Raw genomic sequence first — 19,905 nt, forward strand, 5'->3', positions numbered from 1 at the left:
GAGGGGGACTTGTATTCTCTCTCTCTTTTTGTATACTTGCAGAAGAAAGAGATTCTTAAAAAACAGAATGAGTAAGTATATATGAGCCGAAATCAAATATATATCACACAGGAGCAATTCGATTTCTTTTGTCAAACCCAACGACCCTATGAAGGATTTGTGGAAGGTGTCGGATATGCATTTGTCCATCGTGGACTTGTCAATCCTCACGCCAATCGCCCGACAAATCCGTTCCGCCAAACCAAAGGCTATGTATTGCCTTTCAAGCAACAGTTGATAGAGGTCTCTCCCGACTTGATAGCTAATAGCCTAAAGTGTAATAAGACCGCTGATACACCTCAAGAGGCACCTGAGAGAGACAGTAGATTTTTAGGAGAGCGATTTTACACAAAAGACGGTCGATATGTCTATATCGGTACTATGTCCGGCGGATGGGTCTGTTATGACAGATCAGGGAACAGAATACTGGAGCAATTACCTGAAATTATTGTTTACTCTTCAAAAGAACCCGGTAGAAGTATAATAGGGACAGGAAAAGACTTCGTCAACGCCGGACTGGGTGTCGCATCCACCTATATGGTTTATAAAGGTGGATACTACAAATGGAATGAAGCCTGGCATATGACAAAAACACGAGGTTTGAGATACCGGTTTCAGAAACAATGGAAAAACCCGGGTGCTGCTCACTGGCGAAAAGTCCAAACAAATACGGTCAGAACAGCTCGAAGAACAGCAGGGAAATTGACTAAGGCAGGAGGAGCCTTACTCGTTGCAGATATTGCCTTGTCAGGAGAACTAAAGCCTTCTCATGCGATAAATGCTGTTATGTTAGGAGCCTCCACCACCGGAGTCGGCACTATCGTCGCGGGAGCTTGGTTTATCCTCGACTTTGGGACTATGGGTGTGAACTATCTGATCAATGGAGAGGCAAAAAGCTTGAGTGATATAATTGATGAAAATATCGGGACAATCGAAATGTACGATGGACTCTATTAACGGTAAAAGCATAGATTACAGACCTCCGGTAAAATATCTGCTGTTAGGCATTGGAGCCATCCCCTGCAGCATATTTATGTTTTTGGGGATGGGCGGAGGAAGGCTCATCGTATCGATCATCCTCGGGATTCTTTGTGTCGCTACGTTGGCAATGGCGATAATCTTCTTGCTGCTTTACTTCAGGCGAACCGGCATTCGGAGGATTATTATCGGACAAGACCAAATCCTCTTCGTATCATTGGATAATACCGTGCAAAAGTTTCCTCTCAACACACTGAAGTCGGTCGATTTGTACTCTACCTACGATGAGATGATCGAGCTTAAAGCCCATCGGCAGCCAAAAATTACGCTGTCGAAAAGCTGGATTAAGAGGAAGGACTATCGGTTTATTGTGAGCTATCTACAAGAACATTCAGCCCCAAACGGCTATAAATACACCGACTACCGGTAACCCTCAATCCTTCGGCAATTCCATCCGAAGTTCCTTCCCTTTTCCCCACCGGCGCCATTGAGACATGGAACCGGGAAGTGGAACGTTTCAATGAAGTGGAACGGGAACGGAAACCGACACCGGTCAAACCTCGTACCCAACGCCCATCAAGCCGGAAACAACAACCGACATCCGGTCAGCCCGATTTATTTTCAGGTCTGTGGGATACGCCCGCACTGACCGAACAGTTTCGTCAACCGCCCGCACCGCCTTCGTTCGATACCGCCCCTCGCCCTTACCTCTCGGTTATCGGCGAACACCTGCGCGACGGTTCCATTGTCCGCCAGGGCAAGCAGATCGGCTACCTCTCGCAGGTATCGGAGGGTAACCCTCTGTTTCATCCCGTGGATCTACCCTCGGCACAAATCGGCAGGCTGGCGCTCTATATCGACTTACGCGACACCTACCGGCCGACGAGTACACGGTCAAAGCTCCGACGAAGAATCCGAAAATATCTCATACTTATGCGGTCAAAGGCGAGTTCAAAACCTACGACGGAATCAATCTGATGAAACATGCGCTTCACAATACCATTCCCGATATCAGCAAGTCGAAAACGGTTCTTGACAAAGAAACCGGAAAAGAGAAGCAGATCAAAGTACGGGACGGAGATGCCATCCGGCAGGCCAATACAAAGATCGAAGAGATGCGGGAGCAGTTCAGCGCATGGCTTGTCCGGCAGCCCGACACCTTCAAGGAAAAGCTTGCCGACCGCTACAACCGGCTGTTCAACTGTTTCGTAAGACCGCAGTACGACGGCAGCCATCAGACCTTTCCGGGTCTGGACGTAAAGGCATTGGGATTCGACGATTTGTACAAGAGCCAGAAAGATGCCGTATGGATGCTCAAGATGAACGGTGGCGGCATTTGTGACCATGAAGTGGGAGCCGGCAAAACGATGATCATGTGTACAGCCGCTTACGAGATGAAACGGCTCGGTCTGGCGAACAAACCGATGATTATCGGCCTAAAAGCCAATGTGTACGATATTGCCGCCACATTCAGCAAAGCCTATCCCAATGCACGTATTCTCTATCCCGGCAAAAACGACTTCACCGTCCGAAACAGGGCAAGGATTTTCAGCGACATCAGGAACAACGACTGGGATTGCATCATCCTGACCCACGAACAGTTCGGAGCCATTCCCCAATCGCTCGAAATACAGGAGGGGATTTTTCAAAAAGAACTCGACTCGGTGGAAGAGAATCTGGAAGTGCTCCGTCAGCAGGGACGGGAAATTTCCGGACGAATGTTGAAAGGATTGGAAATCCGGAAAAAGAATCTGGAGGCCAAACTCACCCGGATTGCTGACGACATTGTCGAACGGAAGGACGATACGATCGATTTCAAACGGATGGGAATCGACCACCTTTTTGTGGACGAAAGCCACAAATTCAAGAACCTGACTTTTACGACCCGTCACGACCGGATAGCGGGGCTGGGCAACAGCGAAGGCAGTCAGCGTGCCCTGAACCTGCTCTTTGCCATCCGCACCATTCAGGAACGCACGGGCAAGGATTTAGGGGCGACCTTCCTCTCGGGAACGACCATTTCCAACAGTCTGACCGAGCTGTATCTGCTGTTCAAATACCTGAGACCGCAAGCGCTCGAAAAGCAGGGAATCGGAACGTTCGACGCATGGGCAGCCGTCTTTGCCAGGAAAAGCACCGACTATGAATTTTCGGTGACCAACGAGATTATCCAGAAGGAGCGATTCCGCACCTTTATCAAAGTCCCCGAATTGGGAGCGTTCTACGCCGAAATCTGCGATTTCCGCACGGCGAAGGATATCGGGATCGACCGTCCGGAGAAGCATGAAATTCTGCATCACATTCCGCCGATGCCCGAGCAGGAAGCCTTTATCCAAAAGCTGATGGAATTTGCCCGTACCGGTAATGCCGAGCTATTGGGTCGGGAGAAACTCTCCGAGCGGGAAGAAAAGGCGAAGATGCTTATCGCCACCGACTACGCCCGCAAGATGTCGCTCGACATGCGGATGATTTCTCCTTCTTACGAAGACCATATCGACAACAAGGCTTCGCACTGCGCCCGACTGATCCACGATTATTACCGAAAATATGAACGGGAGAAAGGTACCCAGTTTGTTTTCTCGGATTTGGGCACGTACAAGCCGGACGAGTGGAACGTTTACAGCGAAATCAAACGAAAACTGACCGATGATTACGGCATCCCTGCGTCGGAAATCCGTTTCATTCAGGAATGCAAAACGGAGGCTGCCAAGAAAGCGATGATCGCGGGCATGAATGCCGGCAGCATACGTGTCCTGTTCGGCTCCACCGAAATGCTCGGAACGGGTGTCAATGCCCAGCAGAGGGCTGTGGCGGTGCATCATCTTGATACGCCCTGGGTGCCCAGTGCCCTGGAGCAACGGGATGGCAGGGCAATCCGCAAAGGCAATGAAGTAGCCAAGTTCCATGCCGGAAACAAGGTCGATGTCATCATCTACGCCGTGGAAAAGTCGCTCGACAGCTACAAGTTCAACCTGTTGCACAACAAGCAGCTTTTCATCAATCAGCTGAAGACAAACTCCCTCGGAAGTCGAAGCATCGACGAAGGTGGCATTGACGAAGCAACAGGCATGAACTTTTCCGAATATGTAGCCGTGCTATCCGGTAATACCGACCTGTTGGAGAAAGCCCGGTTGGATAAGAAGGTGATGGCGATGGAGAGCGAGCGAAAGAATTTTCTTTACGAAAGAGATACGGCCCGTTCGCAACTGGCGAAACTTCAGGGCGCGGTCGAGTTTCATGAGAAGAAGATCGCCGAAGCCGGGAAAGACCGGACGGTTTTCGAGGAGCGGGTAAAGAAAAACGAAGACGGGACATACCAAAACCCGATACGGATCGATGCAGTGGAAGAGAGCAGGGATATCAAAACGATCGCCCGCAGGCTGAAAGAGTACGAAGAGAAAGCCCGGACAGGCGGTGAGCACATGCCGATCGGCGAATTATACGGCTTTCAATTATCCGTCAAGAGCGAAGCCTCCATGAAAGAGAGTTTCGACTTCGTGGATAACCGGTTCTTTGTGAAAGGTTGTGGCAGCATCTATTATACTTACAACAACGGACATTTGGCAGAAGACCCCAAACTGGCCTGCATGAACTTTCTGAATGCCTTGGAGAAGATTCCCAGAGTCGTCGAGAGTCACCGGAAAGAACTGGCTGCGACACAAGCCAAGATACCGGCGTTCGAAACGATGGTTTCTGCCGTATGGAAGAAAGAGGAGGAATTGCAGGAGCTGAAGAGACAAGCCGCGGAGCTGGATCGCAAGATCGCCCTTTCGCTCAAAAAAGAGGACAACAGCGAAGTGAAACCGGAAGAAACGGTAGCTCCCGATGCGACAATCGCAGTCGATGCGCCCTTGCGGGAGGAGCTAAAAAGGGAACGGTCTTCCGAGCGGAATCATACCGATTGGAAAGAAATACGGGAGGATGAAAAAATCAAACCCAGCATAAAGCCCGGAAGGTGGTGAGAAGAGCTTAGGTATTAAAAATCAGCCTGCTGTTTATATATATGTGAGTCAACTCTACATTGGATTATTCAACACGGACGATTTTTTTATGCTGTATTTTTTGCATCTCTTAAAATCTTTCTTACTTTTGCACCTGTAAACCGACCGCTCGGTCTTGTTTGCAGCAAAGGATAATGATATGAACGCAACAAAGAACTTTATTTTAGAAAAGTCGTTCGGCCTTTTTCTTCAAAAAGGCTATAATGGTGTTTCAATCAGAAATATCCAAGAAGAAACCTGCTTATCAAAAGGGGCCATCTATCATCATTTCCAAGGCAAGGAAGAAATCTTTGCCAAAGCAATGGATTTGTTCTTTTTCCCGGCTCTCAGAAGTTTTCATTATTCTGATGATGAAACAAACACTCCATTGAAAAATGCACTTAATGAAGCTATTGAACATAGAAAAGGACATATTGATAAATTGCGGGAAATGACCGATTTCAAAGTTGATGACTTTTATTTTTTCAAGCTGGCCTTTCAGGTAGAAGAATTTTATCCGGATTTTAAGAGCAAAGTTGAAAATACATTTTCAGAAGAAGAAAATGAATGGAGAGAAGTGCTGCAAATGGCTGTTCAAAAGGGAGAAATCCGTAAAAATACGGATATTGATTTAACACTGTCTCTTCTTATGCTTATCCCACGAGGATTGGGATTGAGTATGGCATTTTCTTCCGGTATTTCGACCGACTCACTGAAGGAGATATATGAAAAATTTTATCGGACATTGAAAGAATAATTTTTTTACTCCAATACAAACCGAGCGGTCGGTATCTTGCAAAGAATATGGAAAAAAGAAGGATACAAATAGTCTATTATTCGCAATCGGGTTCTTTGAAATACTTGATAGAAGAATCGATGCGTCCTTATCTGGGAGATTACGTCCTTATCTGGAATCCCATTCATTGTGTGAAACCATTTCCTTTTCCTTGGAACAGGAAACGTTTCTTTAGTGTCTTCTGCGACTCTGTTTTACAGAAAGGATGCCGGATTGTATGCGACGAAATAAAGATTGAGAAAGATGATATGATTTTACTTGGTTTTCAGCCGTGGTTCCTTCATCTTTCATTACCCATACAGTCTTTCTTAAACTCTACGCAGTTCGGTCGGATCGTGAAAGATAGAGAAGTTATTCTCTATTACCTGCTATCGCAATACCGGAGCCATGGCAAGAAGACAAATGGCGGCGCATGTAGAAAGTCGTGGCGGGCATATAGTTGCCGAGCTGGAAATCTCGGATCAATCCAAAGAGCGGTCAAGCGCTTTCCGATTTGTCAGATGGTTCTTTACAGGAAAGAATAACCCGTTTAGAAACATGGAAAAGCAGCAGGAAAAAGTTTGGAATGTTTTAGATGAAGTATTGCATAAGTCGAACCGAATCAGAATTCAATATCAAGAAAAACAACTTCTGAAAGAACAATATATACTTGGGAAATTTCAAAGATGGGCACATTTTATTCAGCCTGCAGACAAAATATATCGCTTTCGTTTATTGCTGTTTCAAATATGGATTTTAATGGCATTGATATTTGTTTCACCAATCATGAACCGTATAATCAAATCAAAAAAAACAAAGAACAGTTATGAATGAAGTCTTTATTACAAGAACATCTTCTTTCCTTCCTAACGAAGCCGTTGAGAATGACAACATGGAACAAATCCTGGGGATGGTCGGTGGTCATCCTTCCAGAGTCCGCAGTATCATTCTTCGTCAAAACGGGATTAAGAAACGCTATTATTCTCTTGACAGAGAGGGAAAGATTGTTTACACAAACGCAGAATTGACCGCTATTGCCGTAAACAAGTTATTCGATCAGGCTATTTCGTTTAAGGACATAGGTTTATTAGCCTGCGGAACGTCGCTTCCGGATCAACTTTTCCCATCACATGCCGTTATGACACATGGTCTTTTGGGGAATAAGCCGATAGATCTGCTTTCTCCTTCGGGTGTCTGTTGTGCGGGTATGCATGCTTTCAAACATGCTTATTTATCCGTTCTTTCCGGCATGTCTCAGAATGCCGTATCGACAGGCTCGGAACTGGTCTCACCTGTACTTCGTGCCGATAATTTTGAAGAAGAATATAAAATGCTGAGTCTGGTCGAAGAAAAGCCGATTATTGCTTTTGAGAAAGACTTTCTCCGTTGGATGTTATCGGACGGTGCCGGAGCATTCTTATTCGAAAACAGATGCAGAGGAGATTTGTCTTTGAGAATCGATTGGCTCGAATCCATCTCTTACGCAAATGAACTGGAGGTCTGCATGTATGCAGGAGCCATTTTCGAGAACGAACGTTTCAAAAGCTGGAAAGAAGCCGATCCCCTGGAATGGGGACGAGAATCTTACTTCGCTGTTAAACAGGATACGAGACTTCTCGGAGCCCATGTCATAGAAAAAGGAGTCGACTTCGTTTGCGAGAATCTTTGCAAACATGATATCGGCTTCAATGAAATAGACTACGTGCTTCCCCATATATCCTCAATGTACTTTTTCGATAAGCTGAAAAAAGGCTTTGAGATGAAAGGTTATCCGGTGGTGGATGGACAGTGGTTCCTCAATTTGCCTTATGTGGGAAATGTCGGGTCGGCTTCTATTTATTTAATGCTCGACGAATTATTCCATTCGGGTAAACTCAAGCAAGGGCACCGGGTTTTACTTATCGTACCCGAAAGTAGTCGATTCTCCTATTCAGTGGCTTTACTCACAGCTGTATAAGTAAATTTCAAATTATATCGTATATGAACCGTATTGCAGAATTTATCGTCAAAAAACGACTTGCCATCATTACGGCCGGCGTAGCAGTTACATTGATACTCGGCTATTTTTCGACCAAGCTGACCATCAACTCCAATTTTATGTCCTACTTACCCGATGATGATCGGAAAGTTATGCTGTTTGAGCGAACGGACAGCTTATATGCCACAGGAAATATTATTGTAATCGGGATAAGCAATACGGAAAATACCATTATAACGCCAGAAGGAATATCGGTTATACGGCAGGTTACCGACTCCGTCTCCGAAATAGAAGGAGTGGAGAAGGTAACCGGCCTGGCCAATGTAATCGATATCAGGCATCGTAACGACGGAGTGGAAATAGGCCGATTGATGGATGAAGAGATAATTTCCGACTCTTTACCCTCCTTACAGTCGTATATTTTGAATAAAGAGATGTATCGTGGCCGACTGTTGTCGGAAGACGGGCGAAGTACGGCAATCATTGTTTTTGTCGGAACAGCTGCCGACAAGGAAAAAGCTGCCCGGGAGGTAAATGACCTGCTTGATGAAGTCAGGCGATCGCATCCCGAATTAACTGTTTATTGCGACGGTTTGCCGATGCAGCAACAAAGCCTTACGGAATCAACGGAAAAGGATCTGATCCGGCTTGTTCCCCTTGTCTGCCTGCTGATTGCTCTTATTCTCGCATTGACACTGCATTCGTTGCGAGGCATATTCCTTCCGCTGCTTTCCGTGGCGATGGGCAGCATTTGGAGTATGGGGGCGATGGGACTGTTCCATGTTCAACTTTCTCCCATATCCGGCTCGATTCCGGTTGTCCTTTTTGCCGTAGGATCGGCTTACACAATACATGTTCTGAACTTTTTCAAATTGCTTGAAAACGGCGAAAATCATAAGGAAATCGTCGTAAGGGGAATAACGATTATAGGGGTTCCCGTAATGCTGGCCGGACTGACGACCATTGTCGGTTTCCTTTCATTTATTCCGGGAACATACCTGAGCATCATTCGTGATTTCGGCATTTTTATGGCATTGGGTACATTCTTTTGCCTGCTTTTGTCACTCACCGTTATTCCGGCTGTCGAGTCCTATCTTCCACCCTTGAAACATCAGGAGAAGAAACAGAAGAAACACGTTCTTTCCGATATTTTGCAATGGCTTGCCGGAGTTTCCATACACCGCAACAAAATGGTTCTTTACTGTGCCGGTGGCTTGATTCTTCTGATGGGAGCCGGCCTTTTCCGACTAAAAAGTAACATTGATGTACTCTATTATTTCCCAGAAAAGCATCCGTTAAGACAATCTGCGGCCTTTCTCAACCGGGAATTCGGAGGAACCCTCCCAATTCAGATCAAGGTGACTGCTGACCTGACACGTCCCGAAACGCTGGCAGCCATGCAAGATTTCGAAGATTTCCTTTCCGGACTTCCGCATGTGCATAATCCGCAATCGGTAACGGAGCTTATCAAAGAAATGAATCAAGCTATGGGGGAAGGCAAGCAAATACCCGACACACAAGAGAAAATACAAAACCTCTGGTTCCTGCTCGAAGGAGAACCCGTAATGGAGCAGCTCTGCAATACCGACAAAAGTGAAGGCATGATCCATGCTACCATGTGTAATGCACCGACCGGAGATTATCATGCGGTAAGCCGGAAAATCGACGAATATGCCGCCGCACATTCATCCGGTACGGTGCAATTCGAAACAACCGGATTGCCTTCCATCTATTCGAATTTTGACTATAATTTGATGCAGAATCTCTTCTGGAGTCTGCTGTTAGCCTGCGTATTGGTATTTATCTGTATGACATTTCTGGTCAAATCGCTTAAAAGCGCCCTTGTCGGATTTGTACCGCTTATGAGCGCCATCCTTTTCATCTTCGGACTGATGGGCTATCTCGGCATCGCCCTTAACCTCGCGACTGTGCTGATTGCCGGAGTTGCCGTAGGGATTGGGGTAGACTATTCCATCCACTTTATTTCCGGTTACCGGAATGCGCTCGTATCGGGGAAAGAATGCAACGAAGCTGTCATTCAAACGCTTCAGACTTCCGGAAAGGGCATCCTGTTCAATGTAACGGCTGTTGCATTCGGTTTTCTGGTTTTGGTGTTTGCAGACCTCGTACCATTGAAAGAGTTCGGTCTGATCATGTTTGCCACCATGTTCGTATCCGGCTTGGCGGCAACTCTCCTCCTGCCTTCGATGATTCTATGTTTTCATATCAATCTTAATAAAACTCAGAAACAATGAAAAAATTATCTTTCTTCTTCATGGCTGCCTTTCTGCTTTCGTATTCGGCAGCATCGGCTCAAAATGCCACAACCATTTTAGAAAAAGCAGACAGTGTGCTGAATGCACCTAAAGATGTGACAGCAACCAGTACGATGACAATCACTGCCAAAAACGGCAGTCGGAGTGTCCGCACCATGCAGGTCTTTCAGAAAGGAACCGACAAACGGTTGGTTCGGTTCCTCTCGCCTGCAGATCAGAAGGGCATCGCTTTTCTCTCGCTCCCCAACGACAATCAGATTCTTTATTTGCCGGCTTTCGGAAAAACGCGTCGGATAGCTTCGCACGTAAAGAACACCCGTTTTGCCGGAACGGATTACACCTATGAAGATCTGGAGGCCAAACGTTATGCCGATAAGTGGGATGCAGAACTGAAAAGTCGGTCAGCCGGCGAATACACATTGTCGCTTACACCGAAAAAGGGGGTCAAGACAGATTATGCCAAGATGGATATCCGGATAAAAGCGGATACCTATTTCCCCGTGGAAGTTGTTTTCTACAACAAGAAAGGAGTGGCTTCCAAACGGATGACCGTCTCGGAAATCTCCAATCACAAAGGTTTTCTTATTGCCAAAACATCTGAAATGAAAGACCTTTCAGGAGGCAGTTCGACACAAACGCATCTTCAGCATGTGGAACTGAATACAGGCTTAAAAGACGATGTTTTCACCGAACGGAATCTGATGAAATAAACCATTGAACCATGAGATTTCTTCTGTTTATCCTGATGGCATGTCTGACGATATTTGCCAAGGTGCACGCTCAAACCGTCGAAGATAAACCTTTCGAGCTGAATGGCAGTCTGCAACTCGATGACCGTATCCGCCTGAAAAGCGGAGGGCTTGACTGGCAGGAATACCGGATGAGCCTGCAACCCGTGTATAAGGTAAACGATAAGGCACGGCTGCATGCCGATATTTGGATTCGCAAACTTATCACAGCTTCACCTTTCGACCAGCCGGTCGAGAATGTACAGCTTCGAGAGGCATACGTCGATTTATACGGCTTTTTAAGTGAGCATATCGATGTCCGTATCGGCCGACAGCGCATTGCCTGGGGAACGGCCGACCGGCTCAACCCTTCGGATAATATCAACCCTTGGGAGCTGGAGGACTTTTGGGATTTCGGACGGCATACACCTACCAATAGTCTTCTTGCCAAATACTATTGGAATGGGTTCACACTTACGGCTGTGTTCACGCCCCGGTTTTCTCCATCCTTACTTCCCGACCAAAGTTGGAAAGCAGCGTTTATGCCTGAAGTTCCCGATCGCTGGCAAATTCCGTTACCAGACGGGACGATGACGGATATATGGCTTCAGCCTCTTTCTGTTTCCCGGATGGAAAATCTGCCCGAACGGAAACTGAAAGCATCGACTTATGCCGTCAAAATAGCCCGGGATATACGTAATTATACCGTTTCGTTCGGATGGTTGCGCCAATATGCACCGATTCCGGTATTGACCCGTTTATCCGTTCAGGGAAAAATAACGAGCCTGCCCACTTCCCCTGATATGCCTGTTCCGATGAATACGACGGTCGATGCAATGCTCTCATACTCGTTGCGCAACGTCGTGAGTGCCGATTTGTCCGGTTCCCTCGGAAGTGTGGGCGTATGGGGAGAGGCGGCTTTATTTATTCCTGAAAAAACGATACTCACGCGTTCGGTCTCTATAGAAAGTCCTATGGGAACATTTAATCCGGTTCTTCCCGACAGTACAATCTTTGACGGCAATCCGTATTTGAAATATACACTCGGATTCGATTACACTTTTCCGGCTAATATCTATCTGAATGTACAATATGTACATGGGTTCTTTCACGAGGAAGGGAGGAAGAACCTGACCGACTGGCTGGCGTGGACATGCGAATGGAAATCGGCCGATGAAAAACTGAAATTATCATTGTTGAACGGAGCTTTTCAGGTTGCCGATTTCAATAACCTCAAAGAAGGGTGTACATTGTTCTGGTTGCCGGAGCTTTCGTATAAGCCGGTCGACAATGTCGAACTCAAGGCCGGTGCACACTGCATCTTCACCGGAAAAGATGCTCCGTTTCACCCCATAAGAAAAAACGGAGATGCGTATCTGAAAGTGAAATACTCGTTTTAGGAACAATCAGAAAGGAGCACTTATATCGTATCGGTTCCTGATAAGATTTTGGTAACTGCCGGATTCAAAAGATTACAAGAGGAAAAAATTGAGAAAATTGCTGAGACGATATTTTACAAAGAACAAGGACGAGCCTGCCATTTTGCCGGAGACGACGTATCGTTCCGGTTAGGACGACCCTCCGTCTGTTTTAGGTCGTCCTAATCGCTCTGTTAGGTCGACCTAAATGCTCCGTTAGGTCGACCTAAATGGCCGGTTAGGTCGACCTGACTTTCTGTCAGGGTTGGCCGTAAGTGAAGCAGATAACGGCAGAGATATCTTCCGTAGGTGCTTTCGGTGCTTATTACGGCAACTGCGACGTGTATGGATCCTATGGAGATTCAGGAAGGGAAAAACCTGATCGCATATTGCCGGGAAAAACAACAGGAGGCTCTGGTATTCTTTATCAACCTGTATTTTAACGATAGTCGCGAGACTGCCACCAAGGCAGTGTCCCACTATATGTTTTGCGTAATATTTTCAGAATATGGTGCAGAAATCGAGGCGATAAAAAATGATTGGAGACGTAATCAGTACAATCAAAAGGGAGCTTATATCGCACCGGTTCCTGAAATGTTCGTGAAGAAATTCGCAAAAAGATTGTTTAATAAATTATTATAGGAGGAATTGTATGATGAAAAAAATGTATGTATTTATTTTATGTCTGATCGTTTTCGCCGGCTGCAGCCAAACGGACAATGAACCGGTTACCGAAGGGAAATCTTTGATAACGGCCGTCACAAGGAGCGGCAATGTGGAAGGGATCGTCTCGGAATATGAAACAGCATCCGATGATGAATCACAATATGGTTCGATTTCTGCAAGGCTCGCTTTCACGGGAGACGATATCGAATGGTTCAATCCGAGAACACGGGAAATTAGATTCAGAAAGATCAACTCTATTCCGGTCTACGCACGAATAGAAATGAAAGTAGGGGAAGAAACGGTCTTTACGATTGTTGCTCATATAAGTCATGTTGTCAACCGGGCGTACAACAATCTTGTGTTATTTTATGACATGGAGAAGAATGCCTATTTTCTGAACGATAATTGGCCGGATTATTGGGACCCGGAGGGTACTCGCCGGAATGCGGAGAAAAGAGCTCCCGGATGGGCTAAATTCCTAAAGCAATTGAAGAAGGAAGGCAAACTCAAATGATTTAATCATTTTCCTGTAGAGAGAGGATGCGGCTCCCTTGCATCCTCTCTCATTTTATTGAAGCATTAACACAAAGAACAAGATGCAGGATCAGGTTATCATTTGCGACTTGGACAACACGATATTCGATACTTCGAGCATCGATCCCGAATTGTTTGCGTCGTTGCTTCACAAAGCAACCGAGTATTTATCAGGACGCTTTACCGCGGAAATCATCCTCTCGATCATTCAAGACATCGTATCCAATCCGTTCGACAGGGTATGCGAGAAGTACGGATTGCCCAAATCAATGATATTACCTGTCTTGGATGAATTGAACGGTATCTCTCTGGAGCATTCTGCCATGGTGCCGTATGAGGACTACGCCGCTTTCAGAGCGATACCGGCATATAAGATTTTGGTGACTACCGGATTCAAAAGATTACAAGAGGAAAAATTGAGAAAACTGCAGATAAGTCAAGACTTCGACCGGATAATCATCAACGATCCCGTCTATGCGAATTCGAGCAAACTGGATATCTTCCGTGAATTAAGCAGGGAATTGGACCTAAAAGACCGAAAGACGTACGTAGTAGGCGATGATCCCACTTCCGAAATAAAAGCAGGACGGGAGTTGGGATTTACAACCGTCCTGATGGTCAGAAAGGAATACCTTTCCAACCCCTACACCGATTATATTGTCTCCTCTTTCGAGGGTTTGAGAGACCTTTTGAGAGATAATATGGAAAACGATTGCACCCTTATGAAGTAGAATATTTTGCAAAAATTTTCTACTTACTCGTTGTGCCGATACTTCGGAATCGCTGCTGTAATTCTTTAATGCGAAGCAAAAGTTGTCCGAAAGAAATTTTGTTTCCATAAATAAAAGATTCCTGTAAAGCAGCATAGTCGTTCTCCCAATCCTTTATACATTCTACAGGAGGATAGAACTCTATTTTGTCCGGATAATCTTTATCATAGTTAGCATAGGATACATGATAGAATTTTCTACGATGCTCTACAATTGCTCTATACAGAGCACTATCAGCTAACGCTTGTCGCCCAAATTCGGTATCCATTAATTTCTCCAGATCATACAAATGCCTGCTCATGCGTAGACTGCGAGGCTTTTCTTTCTGGAATTCTTCGCACAATAAAAAAGCTTTTTCCAGAAATGTTCTCGAAGGAAGAACTGTCGGAATAACTGCTGTAGAATCCCGATCTGCATCAGGGAAATGTTTGCCAATCATTGTGGTAATCACTTTTTCCTCAAAAGGCTCTTTCATGGAGAGACAACTGATCTCCACTTTGACCATGGGTCTAAGATAGCCGGATTGTTCTTCAACTATGGGAGAATATTCGATCATGATTTCAGTCGGATCGCTATCCGTTGATATTGCGATTCCATCTTGTTCTGTTACGGGATAAATCCTGTAATCGAACAATCCGATGGACTTCATTCGGCTGTCGATGTCTTCGACAAGAGTGTCTATGATATATTTGCGACATTGCTTACGCAAAGTTTTTAATTGATTGTTGTTTTCAATCGATTCCTTAAAATACTGATAGTTGATAGCCAGATCAATGTCTTCACTGAAGCGTTGTATCAACTGCCAACCCTTACTCAAACTGGTGCCACCCTTAAAAAGCAAGTATCCGGCACATTCCGATTGGAACAAAGCCTTGATCACCATTGTCACCCACCAATCTTTTTCAATGGCATATTCGGGCAAATTTTCAGCTTCCGCCGCCTGTTGAAGCATGGCTCGCCTGTTCTCGATGGAGTTTGATAACCAATTCATAATGTAAGTTCTTTTTGAATTTTGGAAAGAATCTTTTTAATCCATATCGGAGCCAAAGCCAAGTCATGCTCAAAGGTTTCGTTCTCAGGACATTTTCTTAATAATCCTTTGATATGATCAATTTGTTTCTCCGTTACATTCTTTTTTCCGATCGATTTCATTGCCTGAATCAGAACAGGCATTAATTTTCCTTTGAAAGCGAAATTTTTGGGAACACATCGTTTAAAGACAATCTTTCGATTGCCAATGATGATATTTCGAGCAGAGCCGGTTGTGAGATATACATAATTCATCGGAACTTGGGTAGAAAGTCCCAGACGGTTTTCTGCCGTCAAACCGGTTGGCATGACTTGTGCGTGATCCCTTCGGGCAATGGCCTTTACAATTTGATCAACAGATGGTTTAAGTAGCCCAAAGTCCGTCGATTGCGGTTTGTAGTAAATTCCAATCGCAAGACGATCCAGCTTTCCTTTATCTACCAGTTCGGATAATACACGACTGATAAATACATCATTTCCGGATTTGGCAAAGTCGGATACAAAAAAAACATCTCCTTGCTGAGCTCTTTCGATTTGGGCTGTTATAGCATCTGTTATTGACATAATCATCGCCGTTGGTTTCAGCCACAAAGGTAGAAACTTTTTGCAAAAGATTCTACCTTTCATTGAAAAACTTACCACATCGTTTTTTTATAAGCCAGAATGCCTTCTGCCGGAAAATAACGCCGGTTTCCTATTTTGAAAGACGGTAATTTCCCGTTTTTTCCCCATCTCAAAGCTGTTTTGAAATGTATTCGCAAAATCCTCGCTACATCAAAAGCATCGTAATAGATTTGTTCCTCCTTTTTCAAATTTTTCTCTGTCATCATAGTTTCAGGTTGTAAAGATTATTCGTTTGTTGTTCGATAATTCCATTGTTTCGCATATAACTGATATAACTCTTGGCCGTACGGTCTTTGACGTCGACCGTTTGCATGATTCTTTCGACCAGTTCGTTGTAAGATAAATGCTCTTGGGCGTGAAAGACTTCTTTTGCGATTTGTCCCAATTCCGTAAGTTTCCGTTTTTCTTTGTCTTCCGGAGATTTCTCTCCCCGGTAAACGTGCATTTCCTTTTCCCTGTCCCATCCGAACAGCATCAAAGGCACATCCAACGGGCTGCCATCCCTTACTTTAAGGGCTTTTACGACCGACAAAGCCGGATTCTCATCTTTCTCTATGGAGAGGATGGCCGCCGACTTGCGCTGAAGTTCCGAACCGATATGCCCACGCAGTTTAATCCCGTTCGGGACAAAATGGAGCACACAGATAATACAGGTATTATAGATACCGGCAAGCCGGTAGAGTTCGTCCACAATGGCAATACTCTCGCTTTCATCATTGGCCGAACGGATCAAGTCGGCTATTCCATCGATGACGACCAGATGAATTCCTCCATACCGGTGATGATACAAATCGATGCTGTCTTTTATCAACTGCAATCTCTCTTTACGTGAAAGAGCTGCAAGAAATATGGGATGATAGAAATCGGGAACAGACGTAAGAGAGGCTCTTCGGAGTGTTTTTCCGATGTTTTTATGAAGTTGGTATTCCGACTGTTCCGTATCGTAGTGCAGAACCGCTTTGCTCCGCATATTCGGACAAACATCCAGTCCGAGCAGATCTATCGGGAAATCCCTCTTTTCAGTATGCAACACTCCGGAAATAATCGCCGCGATATAGTTGCTCTTGCCCGTTCCCTCACCACCCGTAATGCAGAACAGATTGTCGTAAGTTCCCAAAGGAACGTCGTTCACGGAAATAACCGTTTTGGAACGATCGGGCGGATTGTTATAATTGATTTCACATGAACTTAAAAGCATAATGGTCTGTGTATATAATTGCTCCAAATGGTCGGATATCAGCTTCCTGAAATCTTCTGTGCTGTTCCCCAGCTTGAAGTAATCGGAGATATCTTTCTCTTGTTTGTTCCCGGATAAAGGCAATTCGATCCGCTGTAATTTATGGTGAGAAAAACGTTCGCACCAGCGTGTAGAGGCTTTTATGCCCGTTTCGTCCATATCGTACAAAAAGAAAATATGCCTGAACCTTCGAGCAAGCATTTCGATGACGGATTCTTCGATATTGCCTGTCTCACTGTTGAAACAGATGGCATTGAATCCATGAGAGGCAAGGGATAATACATCTTTCTCTCCTCCCGTGATGAAAAGTATATCTCCTCTTTGCGGAAGTTGTTCCATCCCGAACACGTAGGTTTCCGGCAATATTCCCCCGTAAACGAACCGGCATTGACTGAAAGGGCGATATACCTTTACATAGTCTTTGCGCAGAAAACCGAAAATCGGCTCTTTTGAGGTATTCGTAAAACAGTAGCTTTTTCCTTCGGCATTTTCGCTTTGGAAAGTTTGCAGAGATTTGACATGATATCGATCCAAAATATTTTGTCCGGTACCATATTGTTCCCAGAAAGAAAGCTCGCTCCGGGTGTAAGGTTTTTCTGTGATTTTATAAGGTCTCATGGATGCTTCTTTCGGTTCTGATAAAGTTTGTTCGAGATATGGGAGTTTTCTGTTTCGTGCCGGAAAAGGCTCTTTCGAGTATGCAGGTATAGCTATCGGAAGAGAAAGGTCACGGACAATTTTTTTCAGGATATGCACAAAATCTTTTTGTACGTCCATACCATACATGGCGGCGACAAACCAAAAACAATCTCCCGAATAATTGGGATCGCCAAAATCATTCATCCGGTAAACTCCCGTTTTTGCCACCTTATAGATATAACAGGAAGCTCGTTTGTCTTCGTAGAGCGGGTTTTGAAATTTCTTCTTCGGCTTGAAAGGAAAAGGCATATAGTAGTTGAATACAAGTAATCCTCCATCCGTTCTTTCCAGTATTTGTTCCTTGATATGCTTCATTCGTCTTTTTCCTTTGCTTCAAAACCACACCCTCTGATGATACCGTCCCGATAGACGGATAAAGTCCTTAATGCCTCTATCCGATTGAATCCGCGGGCTCTTAACCGGCCGCATTTGACAGCCACGTACACTTCGTCGAATCGATAGGCACATGCTCCGCTGCTCAGAATCGTGTAGGGCAACTCATTCCTTGCTCTCCATCGGTAAACAGTAGTAGGAGAGACATTCAAAAGCATGGCGAGCATACTCGAATCCAGACTGATGCTTTCATCCACCGGGCTGTAATCTTTTTTCAGGTCTCTCATAAAACCATGTATCTCCGATAACACCCCCTGAATATCTTTGAGGTTTTCTTGAATGCTTTTTATTTCATCGCTTTCCATCATATCTATTGTTTCATTTTACTGTCCGGAGGCCCGGGGCGGATATTGATATTCATAATCTTGGGCAGGATAATTGTTACCCCCAACTCCATTATCTCTATAAACCTTCGGCCGATCTCAAGAGCAATCCGGTCTCGTTCTTCCATTGCAGGATTCGAAAACACGTCTCTGGGATTCAGTCCCAAAAGTTCACAGTACCGGTCGAAAAGCTCCATACTTAAATATTTATTTCCGGTTTCGATCCGATAGACTGTAGTGGTACTAACACTCAGTGAAGCAGCAACATACTGTAAAGAATAGCCTTTTCTGTTCCGCTCCTGTTTGAGTCTTAATCCTACGTTCTGCATAACAATGTAAAGTTAGTTGCACCCCGGCAGCTTCCATTACTTTTATTACACATCTTTTTTCGCTTTCCGTAAAGAATTTTGCGTAGGATGCAATGGTTTTTATAATATACGTCTCTATATCTAAAATGAGACTAAAGTATAGGCCGTTGCGTTCAATGGAAAATATTTAACATCATTGCGGTTTGTTATGATTTTTCAACACATATGCAGGAGAACCTCATTATCTGCTATGATTATATTTTAGAGGCTTGAAGAATGATACAAAAAAACAGGAAGAAAAAAGGGAATTATGTTATCCGATAAAATTGGCTTACGTAGAGATTGAATGACTAATAAACAACTAAAATCAGGATAATACAGATACAGGTTCCGTTAGTGCAAGTGCAAGCTCCCCTTATATATAGGGGGCTTGCACTTGCACTAAAAATGTAACCCAAAATTTTTTCAATTATTTATTTCACATAAAGTTTGGTTTAGGTTCAAAAAAGTAATACCTTTGTACCTGAAATTTGAGTAATGAGGTTTCGTCTATACATAGCCTGAAAATAACTACTCTGTGGTTCCGTTTTGGTTGCAATAGACAAATGCCATTCATTAAACAGTTGGAAATAAGGTTGTTGATACGGGTTGGTTCATATCCCGTACGCACCGCTGGAACAATTCAGTTAGTCTGAAAGAAGTCTGAAGAGCAAAATGAATTTCCTTTGCTCCTTTATCTAAGGACATCAAAAAATGTCGTCTGAGCATCGTCTGAAGATAATCTGTCTTTGGTTTCATTTTGGTTACATAAGCAAAGACTTCCTTTTAAGGAGCTGAAAATAAAAAGGATACAATGGATGGTTCTTTTCCCGTCCATACCGCAGAAAGCCTAAGACAAAAGGCGACAAAAGAAAGACAAGCCCTTCAAATTCAGTGAATTTGAAGGGCTTTTTCTATGTATTTTGTCTTAGTCGAAAGTCAAGAAAAAGACAAAAAACGACAAAATAGAGGCCCTAAACTGTACCCCCTACCTCGAAAAATACAAGGGGTACAGTAAATTAAGACGAAGGGGGTACAGTTTGTCCGAAATTGGCAGGACAATGTACCGATTTGGCAGTACGCATAAGATTCATTTTGAGATAGTTCATTG

The 19,905-nt window shown here is 44.6% G+C and carries 19 protein-coding genes; 13 read left to right on the top strand and 6 right to left on the bottom strand.

The genetic code is table 11. The features are described 5' to 3' along the window. Positions 1–159: 159 nt before the first annotated feature. The 13 genes from HQ50_RS02070 to HQ50_RS02130 all read left to right on the top strand — a co-directional run bounded on the left by HQ50_RS02070 (position 160) and on the right by HQ50_RS02130 (position 14,103). Positions 160–996: a hypothetical protein gene (locus HQ50_RS02070; protein ID WP_235314656.1), complete on the top strand. Its 837-nt coding sequence runs from the start codon at positions 160–162 to the stop codon at positions 994–996. After that, the gene (locus HQ50_RS02075; RefSeq protein WP_039423017.1) at positions 983–1,447 is read left to right on the top strand and encodes a hypothetical protein; all 465 of its coding nucleotides are present in this window, start codon (positions 983–985) and stop codon (positions 1,445–1,447) included. The genes HQ50_RS02070 and HQ50_RS02075 overlap by 14 nt, the downstream gene beginning before the upstream one ends. Positions 1,448–1,524: 77 nt before the next feature. After that, positions 1,525–1,995: a hypothetical protein gene (locus HQ50_RS11670; RefSeq protein ID WP_161780802.1), complete on the top strand. Its 471-nt coding sequence runs from the start codon at positions 1,525–1,527 to the stop codon at positions 1,993–1,995. 740 nt (positions 1,996–2,735) lie between these two features. Continuing rightward, positions 2,736–4,979, top strand: coding sequence for a helicase-related protein (locus tag HQ50_RS02085; protein WP_369794161.1), 2,244 nt, complete (start codon positions 2,736–2,738; stop codon positions 4,977–4,979). Positions 4,980–5,157: 178 nt separating this feature from the next. Further along, positions 5,158–5,754 carry a TetR/AcrR family transcriptional regulator gene (locus tag HQ50_RS10310; protein WP_051322484.1) on the top strand — a complete coding sequence of 199 codons (597 nt, stop codon included), beginning with the start codon at positions 5,158–5,160 and terminating at the stop codon, positions 5,752–5,754. 426 nt (positions 5,755–6,180) lie between these two features. Then, the gene (locus HQ50_RS02095) at positions 6,181–6,606 is read left to right on the top strand and encodes a hypothetical protein (protein WP_039427950.1); all 426 of its coding nucleotides are present in this window, start codon (positions 6,181–6,183) and stop codon (positions 6,604–6,606) included. After that, the gene (locus HQ50_RS02100) at positions 6,599–7,729 is read left to right on the top strand and encodes a beta-ketoacyl-ACP synthase III (protein ID WP_039427952.1); all 1,131 of its coding nucleotides are present in this window, start codon (positions 6,599–6,601) and stop codon (positions 7,727–7,729) included. Before HQ50_RS02095 ends, HQ50_RS02100 begins: the two co-directional genes overlap by 8 nt. A gap of 23 nt (positions 7,730–7,752) precedes the next feature. Continuing rightward, on the top strand, positions 7,753–10,005 hold the full coding sequence (locus tag HQ50_RS02105) for an RND family transporter (protein WP_039427955.1): 2,253 nt from the start codon (positions 7,753–7,755) through the stop codon (positions 10,003–10,005). After that, complete coding sequence (locus HQ50_RS02110) at positions 10,002–10,736, top strand: outer membrane lipoprotein-sorting protein (protein ID WP_021644789.1); 735 nt, start codon at positions 10,002–10,004, stop codon at positions 10,734–10,736. The genes HQ50_RS02105 and HQ50_RS02110 overlap by 4 nt, the downstream gene beginning before the upstream one ends. An 11-nt stretch (positions 10,737–10,747) precedes the next feature. Then, positions 10,748–12,154, top strand: a complete 1,407-nt coding sequence (locus tag HQ50_RS02115) for a hypothetical protein (RefSeq protein WP_039427961.1) — start codon at positions 10,748–10,750, stop codon at positions 12,152–12,154. A 372-nt stretch (positions 12,155–12,526) separates the two neighbouring features. Beyond that, complete coding sequence (locus HQ50_RS02120; protein ID WP_235317909.1) at positions 12,527–12,814, top strand: hypothetical protein; 288 nt, start codon at positions 12,527–12,529, stop codon at positions 12,812–12,814. A gap of 10 nt (positions 12,815–12,824) precedes the next feature. After that, positions 12,825–13,352: a hypothetical protein gene (locus HQ50_RS02125; RefSeq protein WP_039423437.1), complete on the top strand. Its 528-nt coding sequence runs from the start codon at positions 12,825–12,827 to the stop codon at positions 13,350–13,352. An 82-nt stretch (positions 13,353–13,434) separates the two neighbouring features. After that, on the top strand, positions 13,435–14,103 hold the full coding sequence (locus HQ50_RS02130; RefSeq protein ID WP_039427964.1) for an HAD family hydrolase: 669 nt from the start codon (positions 13,435–13,437) through the stop codon (positions 14,101–14,103). A 19-nt stretch (positions 14,104–14,122) separates the two neighbouring features. On the opposite strand, the gene HQ50_RS02135 is transcribed toward HQ50_RS02130, so the two are convergent. The 6 genes from HQ50_RS02135 to HQ50_RS02160 are packed head-to-tail and all read right to left on the bottom strand — an operon-like array spanning position 14,123 to position 18,776. Beyond that, positions 14,123–15,133 (bottom strand): nucleotidyl transferase AbiEii/AbiGii toxin family protein, encoded by a 1,011-nt coding sequence (locus HQ50_RS02135; RefSeq protein WP_021644794.1) that lies wholly within the window; start codon positions 15,131–15,133, stop codon positions 14,123–14,125. Further along, positions 15,130–15,798, bottom strand: coding sequence for a DUF6088 family protein (locus HQ50_RS02140; protein ID WP_021644795.1), 669 nt, complete (start codon positions 15,796–15,798; stop codon positions 15,130–15,132). The genes HQ50_RS02135 and HQ50_RS02140 overlap by 4 nt, the downstream gene beginning before the upstream one ends. Positions 15,799–15,806: 8 nt before the next feature. Beyond that, the gene (locus tag HQ50_RS02145) at positions 15,807–16,001 is read right to left on the bottom strand and encodes a helix-turn-helix domain-containing protein (protein ID WP_004585376.1); all 195 of its coding nucleotides are present in this window, start codon (positions 15,999–16,001) and stop codon (positions 15,807–15,809) included. Continuing rightward, positions 15,998–18,046, bottom strand: coding sequence for a bifunctional DNA primase/helicase (locus HQ50_RS02150; RefSeq protein ID WP_039427972.1), 2,049 nt, complete (start codon positions 18,044–18,046; stop codon positions 15,998–16,000). Before HQ50_RS02150 ends, HQ50_RS02145 begins: the two co-directional genes overlap by 4 nt. Beyond that, positions 18,043–18,432, bottom strand: coding sequence for an AlpA family transcriptional regulator (locus HQ50_RS02155; protein ID WP_039427975.1), 390 nt, complete (start codon positions 18,430–18,432; stop codon positions 18,043–18,045). The genes HQ50_RS02150 and HQ50_RS02155 overlap by 4 nt, the downstream gene beginning before the upstream one ends. A 2-nt stretch (positions 18,433–18,434) precedes the next feature. Then, the gene (locus HQ50_RS02160; RefSeq protein WP_039427979.1) at positions 18,435–18,776 is read right to left on the bottom strand and encodes a helix-turn-helix domain-containing protein; all 342 of its coding nucleotides are present in this window, start codon (positions 18,774–18,776) and stop codon (positions 18,435–18,437) included. Positions 18,777–19,905: the final 1,129 nt, after the last annotated feature.

The organism is Porphyromonas sp. COT-052 OH4946, from assembly GCF_000765965.1.
Classification (GTDB): domain Bacteria; phylum Bacteroidota; class Bacteroidia; order Bacteroidales; family Porphyromonadaceae; genus Porphyromonas; species Porphyromonas gulae.